Source organism: Neobacillus sp. BF23-41 (assembly GCF_041106275.1).
In genome coordinates, this window is the sequence record NZ_JBGBPR010000030.1 from 34502 (window position 1) to 46705 (window position 12204).

A 12204-nucleotide genomic window follows, 5' to 3' on the forward strand; every position below is an offset into this window, starting at 1 on the left:
CGAAAGAAAGCGATTCTCTGTATTTGGAGAACCGCTTTTTTCTTATTTGGAAACGGATTTAACACCTAAATATTCTTCAAGTGTAATCCCGCGATAATTAATTGGTTTCGAAATGTTACCAACGTAACGAAGATGCCACGGTTCATGTTTATAACCCGTAATGGATTCTTTTCCTTTTGGGTAACGAACAATAAACCCATAATTCGCACTGTTTTTACTCAACCAATTCGCTTCTTTTCTGTTTCCGAAACAGGACGAAACTGCACATATTCCGTCTGTTCCGCTTACATCAATCGCTAAACCTGTTTGATGCTCACTTGTGCCCGGAATCGCACTGTATGTTACCGCTTTTTCAAATCCATCTCTCTTAACATAATTGTTAAACAATACTTTTTGTGTAGAATAAGAACGATACGCAGATACCCCACTTAAATAAATTCCATCTTTTTTTGCGGCAGCAAACATCTTTTCCAAACTTTTAGCCGCTTCCCATCTCATTTTACGTTTTTCAATTTTTTCTTTGAATAGAAAAGGTACTTCCGGAAATACTAAATTCTTCGGTACATAAGTAACAGGTAAATAATATTTTTTATTTACAACGGTTGCTACCGAAGATGGATAGGGAGTTAAGGCCACAGCGCTTATTCTTGTTTTCCGTTTTTTATTAAGGTTTTTATCGGTTGGATTCGATATGTTCATTTGATTTATTTTGGGCGTCTTAGGTGAAGATGATTCATTTGATTTTTTGTTGCATCCAGTAAGACTAATTATTAAAAATAACATCAAAAGGACACTGATGTTTTTCTTAATCACGTATCATAACCTCCTTTAAGGTTACTTTTATAATGTCTTATTAAAAGCAGGTTTAATCTTGGAAATTTTTGAAGAATCCGTGCCGTTAGTTCAAAAAAAAGAAGTTGCCTCGATGACAGCTCCGTTTTCAACTATTGCACCCCAATAGTTTAAGTACAATACTACACAATCTTGTTAAGCACTTTGTTCAATAATGCTACATTAAATGTTTCTCAAAACAGTCAACACCTTTACCTCTCCAAGTACTATTAGCATAAAACTTAAACCCCAATGATTTCCAAAACTCTATCGCATTCAAATTTTTTTGTAATACACCAATACGAACAGTATTGAAATTTTGTTGTTTAATTTGGGTAAGAAATTCACTACTTACTTCTTTTATCGACCTTAAAGGATTTCCATTTTCTAAAATGTTATAAGTTGGATTTGAATTAACTATTTCCAATGCTGTTTCTAGAGATTTTTCTGTAATAGGTTAAAAAATCATTAAATCTTCTCCCTTTTTTAAAATAGTGGTAGTATACGCTGACAAAACATCACATACAATATTCATTTTCCTTTATCTATAACATTATCCTTATTCAATAATACTGCTCCGTTAGTTGAAGAAGAAATAAAAAAAGAGCTGCCAAAGCAACTCCTTACGTTCTTCAACTCAAGCACCCGTTAGTTGAACAAGCACCTTCTCTTCAATTGCACATTTCCCTCGAAATACGTATTAATGTTATTCATATTTAATTTGATTTATAATGAAATCAATAAATTCAAGGGAGAGAACAGAAAAATTATGATAGATATTCTTTGGTATTGCTACTTAGTAATTTTAGCAATTGCCGCTATTGCAATACTCATAACTGGCTATAAAAAAACTCTTGGTATATTAGATTTTCTATTTTCCGTAATTACTTGGATAGGTTTATTTGGTTATGTTACTAATACACAGATTCTTACTCCTCTTGTATGGAAATTTGTATTTGTAATTAGTTTGTTATGGGATGTTTATTTTAGTTTCAAAAAGTTCAATGAAGAGGTTGAAGGTGACGATGATACACCTCAATCCATTAAACTAGTAATTATCGGAATTACATTAATTTTCTTAGTTGGACCTTTATATTTCGGCTTATTTAATTATTCGTTTAAATAAAGTGTTTATTTTTTCTCGGTCACTAATACTATTATTTCAACCAATACCAGAGTACCCCCACAAGGGTACTTTGATTATTTTTTGAGACTTTATTTTGCTCCTTCACAATATGGTTCAATGCGAAAAAATAAGACTTTCCTTGTTGAATTAACCTGCTTCATTAGTACAATAAGAAAAGCTGCCTCAATGACAGCCCGATCTTAAACTCTTGCACGCGTTAGTTTAAGTGCAAACTCTCACAAACTCTTGTTTTATTTTCATAACTAACTGTAGTAAGCCGCTGCTAAAAATAAAAACTGTCTGCTATACAGACAGTGAAAGTTTAAAGTTATAACACTGGTGGTTTATCTTTAACATTTTATTTTTTCTTGCTGAGGTGGCTGCTCTTTCCATTTATTTTCAACCATTAAAGCTTCAGCTTTTTTTGCTAATTTTGAAGTATCCCCTAACAAATCCAAGTAATGTCTTTTTAAATCATTCCTCTGACTAGTAGCTAATGACGTAGCATAATCAGAAATTCCAGCTGCCGATAAAATAGTAATTTGATACATCATCAATTTATCGGAAAACGGAGGGTGCAAGGAGCTAAAAACTTGTGACTCTGATGGCATAGGGGCAGGAAGGTCACTACCTGTTAAAAATTGAGTATGCTCATTAATAATTTTTTCGGCTAAATCTGCTGATTTTTGCATAAATTCACGAACTTCTTTAGAATCTGCTGTTTGTCCGAAACCTTTAGCTATCGCTTTACCTATTACATTCGCTTCAATGTTTCCATATAAATGAGAAATTTCAACTGCATTTAAATATCTTTGGTTTCCCAACAAATTAATACCATTTAGATAATCTTTATCTTCAATAAAGTCCGTTTTCTTTGGTGGTTCAATGAATGGAGGTCTTGTATATAACCCTTTATCTAACAATACATCACTAACATCATCAAAAACTGTTGTTGATTCTGATAGACCTTTCTTAAAATGTTCTCTAATATCTTTACGAGTAGACAACGTAAACATTAAACCACAAGATACTACCATTACTCTGGATAAATTCTTTATGTACTTTAAAAAAAAGGAGTCTGAAAATAGTCGTGGGGCATTAACATCTACATCCTGACTACCAAACCCTATTGGAATTGGAACATTTTCTGACTGTAATATCTGTTTAGTATTGTCCTTAAGATGTTCTACAATTTGATAGGTCTTTTTCAAAACATCCAATACTTCTAAATCTTCGGCTTTTGCAATAAAGTATTGCAATATACAACTATTGTGTGTGTGACTAATATATTCAGTCCACAAGGAAGCCATTTCTGACGAAGTAAGTTTGACACTTTCTGGAGAACTCATTTAGAAAATCACTCCATTTTTAAAGAATATTTTTAAGTTCTCCCTTACATAGGATTAATATTCCTACTTATCATTGTTAATTAAAACTCCAATAACTACATAAAAAAATCGACTCCTTATTGTACTAACCTGCCCCGTTAGTAAAAAAACGTTTCCACTTATGTAGAAACGCACCAAGTAAATAAAGAATGAGGTAATGATATTAAAGTATAAACTTTGTATTCATTTTGTTGTTCAGATGCCTTTTTAAAGCATCGCACCCGTTACATTATCTCGATTCCAAAAGTATCGAAATTGCACTAAACATCAATAATAAAGCCATAACTATATTAAACTGAGTATTATACTTTGATAAGAACTTTCGGAAAATTGAACCAAACACACCCCAAGAGTAAGTACCTAAAAAACCAACAAAAGCTAGAAAGAATGAATAGAATATTAAGCTGACATTTGAAGTGTGATATGGAAGGACAAAGGTTGATATTGTAGTTATGCCATATAAAATACCTTTCGGATTTATGAATTGTAAAAGCATACCTGTTAAAAAACTGTTATTCTTGTCCCCATCATTGTGATTACCATCATTCTTACTTGTAATAATTTTTATAGCCAGATACAACATATAGATTACACCTAGAATAGTCATTATAAATTTAACTTTTGGAATGAAGCTTTTAAGCAAAAGACCAAAATAAGCACACAATAATATTAGTACAAAGAAACCTGAACCAACCCCTAACGAAAATCTAATTGTCTTTTTTAATCCGTATTTGTTAGCAACTAACATTGCCATAATATTATTTGGACCTGGGGTAAAAGCAGTAACAAAGACATATAACAAAAATGATAATAAAGCCAAAATGGAACCCTCCTTTGATTGTATGTTATAATGTTCGAAATAGACAATATAACGATTTCCTTTATATTGTACGATACGTACGTTATATTGTAAATAATTAATTTTAGGAGTGTTTTTATGGAAGAAATAAATCAAATCATTGCCAAAAACTTAAAAGCATATAGAGAAAGTAAAAAATTAAGCCTTGAAAAGGTTGCAGAGGTTACTGGTGTAAGTAAAACAATGATTGGTCAAATTGAAAGAGGTGAATCCAGTCCTACTATTACTACTATCTGGAAAATAGCAAATGGATTAAAAATTTCTTTTACTTCTTTAATCAATAATCCGCAGCCAGATACAAAAGTTATTTCAATGAGCGAGGTTCAAACTCTTGTGGAGGATAAAGGGAAATATCGGCTTTACCCATACTTTCCCTTTGAAGATGATAGACGTTTTGAAGTATATTCTGTTGAGATTGAAAAAGGTGGGTTCCTAAGTGCTGATTCGCACAGGGAAGGAACTGAGGAATTTTTAACTATTTATGATGGTGAATTAACTGTCCGAGTAAATGACGTTGAATATACAGTGAAAAAAGGCGATTCTATTAGATTCAAGGCTGATAGACCTCATACTTATCATAATTCTGGAGAAACATTAACTCGATTAAGTATGGTTTTATACTATCCAAATTAAAACCCCGTTTAATTAAAACGGGGTTTTACCATTGTATTATTCACTAATATAACAATGCGTTATTAAACTAAACTGCCCCGTAAGTGAAACAAGAAAAGCCGCTAATGGCAGCTGGATCTTGATCTCTTGCAATCGTTAGAAGAGTTTTTATTGTTGATATGGATTTTTAAGTACCTTTTGCATAAATAGTTCTGGATTAACAATCTGTTCAAAACCGTATAGGTTATATAATGAATGTGCATCATTAGTAGCTAACATAAATCTACGAACTCCCTGTAATTCGGAATGGTTTGTGATAATACCCATTAACCATTTTGATAACCCTAATTTCCGATAATCTGGCAATATAAACACATCACTTAGATAGGCATAAGTTGCTAAATCAGAAATTACCCTTGCAAAACCAACTTGTTCAATAACGTCTTTACCTACTTCACCTTTATAAACTCCAAAACATAACGGAGAATTTTCAATTGCCTTTTTTACTATTTGCTTGGGTATCCCCTTTGACCAGTAGGCTTCTTGACTCAAGAAGGTATGTATTAATGTTAAATCTAAATACTCTTTATTTGTAGAAATTGAAAATCCTTTATTAATCCACATTTCCAAATTAAGCCCCCCCAATTTTTTTGAATGTTCTGCAATAAATTAAACTACAGATTTAAATTTTGTTCAACTAAACTGCCAATTAGCTCAATAAGAATAGCCGCCCAAAATGGCAGCTGGATCATCAACTCTTGCACCCATTAGTTTAAGTGAACTTATTCACAATGGCACATTTCTTTTGCAGAATGAGAACAATGTCATTTATCTTTAAACCTTAAACAAATATAACCCCGTCTAAAATTAGGACAGGGTTAACATAAAGTTGTTTAGTTGTTGATAAAAACACTTCACCCAACTTAAAACATTCCAATAAAGTCGTTTAGAACTAGGTTACATCTATTTCTACATAAAGTTACTGCTGCAATATCTGAATAAGGTTGCCGCAAGTATCGTCGAAGACAGCTATTGTGACTTCGCCCATTTTTGTCGGCTCCATAGTAAACTTCACGCCGTTATCCAATAATCGATTGTACTCTTTATGAATATCTGCAACGCCAAACATTGTTGCTGGGATGCCCTCGGCAAATATCTTCTTTTGATACTCCTTTGCGGCAGGATGCTCATTCGGTTCGAGTAAAAGCTCGGTACCGTCATGAGCATCGGGAGAAACAAGCGTAATCCACCTAAATTTCCCCATGGGAACGTCATGCTTTTTTACAAATCCCAGCTTTTCTGAATAAAATTCCAGTGCCTTGTCTTGGTCTTGTACGAATATACTTGTAACAATGATTTTCATAATGTTTTGCCTCCTTTGATATTTACCACATTGGTGCTCTCCAAGCAGAAAAACCCCTACATTCATCAGAAGTTTTTAAATAAATTACTCTATCCATCCTTTTAGCAAATTTTTAAGTGGTTCGTTGTTAAATATAACTACTCGATATTTTCCCTTTCGTTTTGATTTTACGAGCCCTGCATCTTCCAGTACAGAAAGATGTTTAGCTATCGCCTGCCGCGTAATGGAAAGGTCGTGCATCGTAATGAGACGTACCGTAAGTTCATACAACGTCTGCTCGTTGCGTTCGGAAAGTTCGTCTAATATTAGTCGCCGAGTCGAGTCGCCAAGAGCTTTGAATATAGCATCTCTGTCCCAATTCATAAATCGAGTATAAGCAACTCTATGGTTGCTTGTTAAGTATAAGCAACTGAATGGTTGCGTGATAAAGGAACCGTATCATCCAACCATTAAAGGCACATAATAGTAGTTTTTTGTGATAATTAAGTCTTTCTTCCATATTTCTAAGAACTTTTTTACAATCTTCGTATGTCATACCCATTGATAATTTCTACTTCCCTCGTAATAACTACTTAAAGTGAGATAGATTTACATCTCTCTTATTCAGCTTACCTGTTCGTTAGTTTAATAACAAAAAGGGGTCACCGCCGCAATCCCGGTTATTCCACTACAGCCCGTTAGTTTATTATAAAAGTGAAAGATTCTTCTGAGGAAGAAACTTTTTTGAACTAAATATTTTAGTAAAGAACTTTTTTATATACAATCCTTTAGTTCGATGGACTGATTCTCTCCATTTTCAAAGATTCGTCACCGTCGCGTTCATATATACCAGTTAATGCATCCATAAAATCTTCAGTTAAATCTACTTTCCATGCATCTCCTACTTTTACTAATTTTATTTTCACTGGTAACGTCACTTTTTTAGCTGAAGGATTTTTAGCGATTTTTATTACATAAGGTATCGTATCAACTACATAGGAACCATCACCATCATTGGAATCTTTTTCTAAGATCTCCTTCTTTATTTTTTCAAATGCTTTATCTTGAGCTTTACGTGTGTCAATTGTTGTAATCTTTAAATCTATCGTTGCTTTTTTTGCATCTTTTTGTATTTCCCCTGTTTTATATGCCATCTTTTCAAATAAAATACGATTATATTTTTGATGAGTTTCTCCAAGGAAATACTCTTTTGCATCTGGATTTTCAATATAATTAGATGCACTTTTCCATTTCCCTTTTTGAATACTTTGTAAGAATTCATTAGTAGTTTTCTGTGGTGAACTGCTACTACCATTCCAACCTATTAAACTTACTATAATAATGATCATTGCAAATAAAAAGACAAATTTTTTCATGATGTTCTCCTTCTTCTACTCTAATGTTGTTAATGAAATCTTTCTATTTTATCTTATACCTTATTAGATAACAGGAATTTTTAATTTATTTATTTATCTATTTTTATCTAACACGTATATCCAGTTAATACCTCAGGACTAGGTCTAAGTTTATTCTAATATCCCTTTAAAAATGAGATTACTTAATGAACTAACGCACCGGTTAGTTTAATAACTTGCCCTCAGCTTTAATAGAATTTGCAATTTTTACAATTTCTGATTTAGCTAATTTGCTTTCACTTTATATTCAACAGTTAATTCTAACTCTTCTTTTTCTTCTTCCCAATCTAAGTATTGCATACCGTTTTTTTCTTTATAAAAATATTTTGTTCCTTTAATTTTGTTTTTTTTATCCCATTTGGGATCATTATACCAACTTACATAATCTGTAGCAGTTATTACAAGCTCGGCTTTTTTTGATATGTAATGTAATTTTAGTTTATCGCACCTCTTACCGCAGGAAGAAGTAGTCATATAACTCTTACTATACTCAAAAGGGATATAGCCTGGTTCAGCTTCTATTCCCACCCAAGCGCCTGACCAACTTATTGGCATTTTTAGAATAGTTGTATAAAAAATAACAAAAAATAAAACAACTACTCCAACAGTTAGAAGGCATTTCAATACTTTTTTCTTAGTAATTCGTAGATGTTCCAAAGTTTTTCCTCCAAATAAACTATTTGAGATAATCATATCAAATTATTCAATTAAAAAGTCGTTTTCTTATTGAACTATACTGCACAGTTACGTGAATAAGAAAATGCCTTACCCCTATTGAAGTAAAGCCCAGTTACTTTAAGTACAATTCTTCCCAATCTGTTTAGTTAATAGAACTAGATATATGTGATAACTCATAAAGCATCGGACCTGTGCGTTCAAATAGATGGGTTTCAAGCTTATTGAAGCCGGACTTAATTTCTATTTTTTTATGTTTCTATTTAAAAATAAGTCAACATCAGTCTTAGATTCACCGCATAGAATGAAGAAACCTGAGTATATAGCCCTAAATTCCATCAGTACTATGTATTCATGGTCAATTTCAACCTTTGGAGGTGAACTGCTAATGTTGATGTTATTGGTAGGGATTCATGTATTGTGTGGTGTTTTCTGGCTCGGTTCCGTTTTATTTGCAGATTTCGTCCTGATGCCAACGATTACAAGCCTTGATCCACAGAATCAAGCAGCGGTAATGGAACCACTGGGAAAACGCGCTAGCAAAGCCATGATTCCTGTAAGTTTCTTTACGCTTCTCTCTGGAATTACCCTTGGAATCTATACTGGAATCTTATATAAACTATCAACGCCATATGGGTGGACTTGGATCGCTTCGATAGTAATTACCGGCGTACTCATGTATTGGGGAGCAGGTGTTATCAATCCCGCAGAGCGCAAACTTAAAAGTCTTACACCAGGTACACCGGAATTCGCAAAACAATTTTCCCGAATCAAAATGTTAATCATGACTGAATTGTTCGCCATGCTCATACTCTTTGTCTTTATGGTGCTTATGAGATTTGGTTTATAGCAGGACACTTATATTATCCATGTCAAAGGCAAACAGTTGAAATGGAGCACTTTGTGTCCCCTTTTTTCAAGCTACCTATAGTTCGGAATCAATAAATAGAAAAGGCTGCCATAATGACAGCCCTGTTCTTTAACTCTTGCACCCGTTAATTCAATAACATTAAAAGTGATTATCCTTAATAAATTACGAGGTTGTTTGAATCATTGTCTATCCAGAGTTTCGGTATATAATACTTTTCTACTTTATTGTTGTAATTTACTTGGAAAATAAAGTTGAACCAACCGTCTTTTATATTTTGGCTGTTTTTGTAAAGATTTTGCTAATAACCAAAAGAATATTCACTTTCCTCCAACATTCCTATCCTAAAAAGAATAAGTTGCAAGTATGACCTTACTTCCCGTTCTGGTAAGTCTTTAACTATGCTTTTAATCTCAAAAATATCCACATAAAAAACTCCTTATCTTATTGAGCTGTTCATATGTTCAGTATATCAAACCACTAAGTATAAATTCTAAATCCAATAAATCATATTTAACTCCTTATCCGTTTATTGGATTAAGTTTCTTGTTCCACTAACCTTCCCCGTTAGTGCAACAAGCTCCTTTTCTTCTTTTACACTTTATGTTCGTTTTGTTCACTTTTGTTTAGCCTTTAATCGTTTTAATTTTCTTTTATGGGTTCTTATAGCTGTTTCCTTATCTTTTAAACTTGTTGTAACCACTCCATTGCTTTTTACTACCACCAAATTATTAATTCCGCCTTGAAAGTTTCTATAGGAAATATAGATAAATATCATCCTTCCATTACGAATAATATTTGTCTTTCCTTAATTTTTTTTCAGATATTACATCTGGTTCCTACGATAATTCTAGCCTTTATTTATTTAGTTTAGATTAAAAAGTCGTAAAGTTTTCTTTAATTATTACTAAATAGACCACTTTAAAATGTGCACAATAGATGTCAATCACGACATTAAAAAAAATTATATTTTCCTCCTGTTCTTCAACGAAACTGCACCGTTAGTGGAACAAAAAAAGAGCCGCCGTAGCACCCATTTGTTAAACTCAAAATACTCTTCAAAATCAGTTGGAAAAACCTTAGTCTCTTCTTCAAAGTCCTTATAAAACTTTCTGATTTTGGTTTTTAACCCACGAACTTTTTTTATTTTCATTTTTTACCACTCCATATTTCTCTTTCCGCTTAGGTTCTACACTTCTCTATTTTACTATTTACTTGTTAAACTAACCTGCCCGTTAGTCGATCAACAAGAAAAAAGAGCTGCTGCTGCAACTCACTCTTCAACTCTTGCACCCTATAGTTTAAGTAGAAATCTTCACAATCTTTTCTTTTCCCTAACAATATCTAAAATCTTAAATGTGTGTTAGAGCATTACAAAAAGACGCCTTCATATTAAAGAAAAGCGCCCGATTGTTGAAGATCATTGCATATATCTTATTCAAGTCAAGCCGCCTTTACCAAAGTCCATTACTTCACATATTTCTAATCTGATAAAAGATAAATAAAAAGATGATGCCTTTTAAGGCATCATCCCTTAGAATATTAAACTTGATTTGACTTTAAAACTTCAAGTTTATTCTTGATTAATTGCACTTTCATCCATATAAGCAACTTCCCATAAATGACCGTCTAAATCCTGAAAACCCCATATATACATAAATCCATGATCTTGAGGCTCACTAAAAGATTTACCACCAGATGACAATGCCTTATTTACTATCTCATCCACTTGATCCCGACTTTCAGCTGAAAAGCAGAGAATTGCTTCGGCAGAAGTAGTAGTATCCACAATTTCCTTCTTACTAAATCCTTTGAAACGTTCTTCAATCATTATCATAGCAAAGATATTGTCACTGATGATCATACAAGATGAGGTCTCATCGGAGAATTGTGGGTTGAACTCAAAACCTAGCTCTTTGAAAAAATTGGTGGACTTGTTCACGTCTTTTACTGATAAATTGATAAAGATATTTTTGGATGTGAATGCCATTTTTTATTACCTCCTGTGAAAATTACTGGCAAGAATGCCATGTCAATTAAGTTTTTCATTAAATGTCACTAAATAACTCACTTTTCTTTAAGTACTTTATTTCATTAAAAATAGCCCGATTGCTGAAAAAACAGTATCAAAAATCTAATTTACTAATGGTTCGTTTCAGCAATCATAAAACAAACTTCATTTTTTAACATATGTAATCATTATTCAGAACGTTTGTTCTTAACAATACCACATGTTTCATGTGTATGGAAGCACCACATTAAAATATCTTGCCCTTTTATTTATATAATCACCACATATTTCTTATAACATTTTTTCTTTATTTTATTATGCACATATCTTATTCCTGTAAATGGCCCGATTGTTGAATAAGAGCTAAAGACTATTCTTCAACTATCCTCCCTCAATAAAGAAAGCGAAATCTCACGATTTCTTTGTTTTTCTTAGATTTTCATAGTAGTTTATTTACTAGTAATTGCTTTTTAGGTGGGTAAATATCACTCGAAAGGATATAATTGGACTCAAGAAGAAAAAAGACTCATAACCCACTACTCAATTACTTACACAAATTGGTAAATGAGTAAAAATATGATCACACTGGTGGATGTCCACATTTCTCATGGTGGTCAACCCTCCCATGCCTCACAGAGTCTTCGCTCTCAAATTCCTTCGTCCAACCTTTCTATGAAGTGGATGTCAGCCATGCTGCCCCACAGGGTCCTGCCCGTAATTTAGTTGCTTTGCCGACTAATCCGTGCTTCAAATGTACCCGTCCTACAAAACACACAACTACTAATTTATCTAATATAAAAGAGAATTAAGCTGCCATTTCTACCTTCTTTGATGCTGACAAATGAGGAATATCCTTTAACATCTTTTCTTCACTAAAATCAAACTGCTTTTTACCTATGCTAAAGAAAATACGGATCAGTTTATTACATAAAGCAATAAGGGACTGCATCTTCTTTAATGGATTATCAGGTCGTTGAGTATAGTAAGCGTGTAATGCTTTAAATGCTGAATTTTGTGCAACTAGAATCATACAGACCCTAAACAACAGGGCCCTCAATTTCTTACGTCCCCTCTTTG

At 32.9% G+C, this 12204-nt stretch carries 14 protein-coding genes and 1 pseudogene; 3 read left to right on the forward strand and 12 right to left on the reverse strand.

The features are described from left to right. Positions 1-42: 42 nt before the first annotated feature. Both AB7942_RS26300 and AB7942_RS26305 read right to left on the reverse strand, forming a co-directional pair. On the reverse strand, positions 43-813 hold the full coding sequence (locus AB7942_RS26300; protein WP_369449145.1) for a M15 family metallopeptidase: 771 nt from the start codon (positions 811-813) through the stop codon (positions 43-45). Positions 814-1009: 196 nt separating this feature from the next. Next, the gene (locus tag AB7942_RS26305) at positions 1010-1258 is read right to left on the reverse strand and encodes a GNAT family N-acetyltransferase (RefSeq protein WP_369449146.1); all 249 of its coding nucleotides are present in this window, start codon (positions 1256-1258) and stop codon (positions 1010-1012) included. A gap of 342 nt (positions 1259-1600) precedes the next feature. Between AB7942_RS26305 and AB7942_RS26310 the strand changes: the two genes are divergently transcribed. Then, positions 1601-1957: a hypothetical protein gene (locus AB7942_RS26310; protein WP_369449147.1), complete on the forward strand. Its 357-nt coding sequence runs from the start codon at positions 1601-1603 to the stop codon at positions 1955-1957. 350 nt (positions 1958-2307) lie between these two features. Here the strand turns inward: AB7942_RS26310 and AB7942_RS26315 are convergent, their stop codons facing one another. Together AB7942_RS26315 and AB7942_RS26320 are read right to left on the reverse strand one after the other, a co-directional pair. Further along, entirely contained in the window at positions 2308-3306 is a 999-nt protein-coding gene (locus tag AB7942_RS26315) for a DUF3231 family protein (RefSeq protein ID WP_369449148.1), read from the reverse strand. 268 nt (positions 3307-3574) lie between these two features. Continuing rightward, entirely contained in the window at positions 3575-4165 is a 591-nt protein-coding gene (locus AB7942_RS26320) for a LysE family transporter (protein ID WP_369449149.1), read from the reverse strand. Positions 4166-4282: 117 nt separating this feature from the next. On the opposite strand from AB7942_RS26320, the gene AB7942_RS26325 reads away from it, so the two are divergent. After that, positions 4283-4837 carry a helix-turn-helix domain-containing protein gene (locus AB7942_RS26325; RefSeq protein WP_098934721.1) on the forward strand — a complete coding sequence of 185 codons (555 nt, stop codon included), beginning with the start codon at positions 4283-4285 and terminating at the stop codon, positions 4835-4837. A gap of 147 nt (positions 4838-4984) precedes the next feature. Here the strand turns inward: AB7942_RS26325 and AB7942_RS26330 are convergent, their stop codons facing one another. The 5 genes from AB7942_RS26330 to AB7942_RS26350 form a co-directional block, all read right to left on the reverse strand. Further along, positions 4985-5440 carry a GNAT family N-acetyltransferase gene (locus AB7942_RS26330; RefSeq protein ID WP_369449157.1) on the reverse strand — a complete coding sequence of 152 codons (456 nt, stop codon included), beginning with the start codon at positions 5438-5440 and terminating at the stop codon, positions 4985-4987. A 355-nt stretch (positions 5441-5795) separates the two neighbouring features. Further along, the gene (locus AB7942_RS26335) at positions 5796-6179 is read right to left on the reverse strand and encodes a VOC family protein (RefSeq protein WP_369449150.1); all 384 of its coding nucleotides are present in this window, start codon (positions 6177-6179) and stop codon (positions 5796-5798) included. 84 nt (positions 6180-6263) lie between these two features. Further along, positions 6264-6542: an ArsR/SmtB family transcription factor gene (locus AB7942_RS26340; protein WP_369449151.1), complete on the reverse strand. Its 279-nt coding sequence runs from the start codon at positions 6540-6542 to the stop codon at positions 6264-6266. Between the two features lie 404 nt (positions 6543-6946). Next, positions 6947-7534, reverse strand: coding sequence for a DUF5105 domain-containing protein (locus AB7942_RS26345; protein ID WP_369449152.1), 588 nt, complete (start codon positions 7532-7534; stop codon positions 6947-6949). 264 nt (positions 7535-7798) lie between these two features. After that, the gene (locus AB7942_RS26350) at positions 7799-8230 is read right to left on the reverse strand and encodes a hypothetical protein (protein WP_369449153.1); all 432 of its coding nucleotides are present in this window, start codon (positions 8228-8230) and stop codon (positions 7799-7801) included. 406 nt (positions 8231-8636) lie between these two features. Here AB7942_RS26350 and AB7942_RS26355 point away from each other — a divergent pair, with 406 nt between their 5' ends. After that, a complete protein-coding gene (locus tag AB7942_RS26355; protein WP_369449154.1) occupies positions 8637-9098 on the forward strand; it encodes a hypothetical protein in 462 nt (153 codons plus the stop codon). 982 nt (positions 9099-10080) lie between these two features. Here the strand turns inward: AB7942_RS26355 and AB7942_RS26360 are convergent. The 3 genes and pseudogenes from AB7942_RS26360 to AB7942_RS26370 all read right to left on the reverse strand — a co-directional run. Further along, the gene (locus AB7942_RS26360; protein ID WP_369449155.1) at positions 10081-10269 is read right to left on the reverse strand and encodes a hypothetical protein; all 189 of its coding nucleotides are present in this window, start codon (positions 10267-10269) and stop codon (positions 10081-10083) included. Positions 10270-10689: 420 nt separating this feature from the next. After that, positions 10690-11106 (reverse strand): VOC family protein, encoded by a 417-nt coding sequence (locus tag AB7942_RS26365; protein WP_369449156.1) that lies wholly within the window; start codon positions 11104-11106, stop codon positions 10690-10692. 826 nt (positions 11107-11932) lie between these two features. After that, positions 11933-12204, reverse strand: a pseudogene (locus AB7942_RS26370) (IS110 family transposase); the annotation flags it as partial.

Excerpts from the sequence above, each read along its gene's own strand:
- AB7942_RS26310 (WP_369449147.1), top strand. The coding sequence starts at position 1,601 with ATGATAGATATTCTTTGGTATTGCTACTTAGTAATTTTAGCAATTGCC.
- AB7942_RS26315 (WP_369449148.1), bottom strand. The coding sequence starts at position 3,306 with ATGAGTTCTCCAGAAAGTGTCAAACTTACTTCGTCAGAAATGGCTTCC.
- AB7942_RS26325 (WP_098934721.1), top strand. The coding sequence starts at position 4,283 with ATGGAAGAAATAAATCAAATCATTGCCAAAAACTTAAAAGCATATAGA.
- AB7942_RS26330 (WP_369449157.1), bottom strand. The coding sequence starts at position 5,440 with ATGTGGATTAATAAAGGATTTTCAATTTCTACAAATAAAGAGTATTTA.
- AB7942_RS26335 (WP_369449150.1), bottom strand. The coding sequence starts at position 6,179 with ATGAAAATCATTGTTACAAGTATATTCGTACAAGACCAAGACAAGGCA.
- AB7942_RS26340 (WP_369449151.1), bottom strand. The coding sequence starts at position 6,542 with ATGAATTGGGACAGAGATGCTATATTCAAAGCTCTTGGCGACTCGACT.
- AB7942_RS26345 (WP_369449152.1), bottom strand. The coding sequence starts at position 7,534 with ATGAAAAAATTTGTCTTTTTATTTGCAATGATCATTATTATAGTAAGT.
- AB7942_RS26355 (WP_369449154.1), top strand. The coding sequence starts at position 8,637 with ATGTTGATGTTATTGGTAGGGATTCATGTATTGTGTGGTGTTTTCTGG.
- AB7942_RS26360 (WP_369449155.1), bottom strand. The coding sequence starts at position 10,269 with ATGAAAATAAAAAAAGTTCGTGGGTTAAAAACCAAAATCAGAAAGTTT.
- AB7942_RS26365 (WP_369449156.1), bottom strand. The coding sequence starts at position 11,106 with ATGGCATTCACATCCAAAAATATCTTTATCAATTTATCAGTAAAAGAC.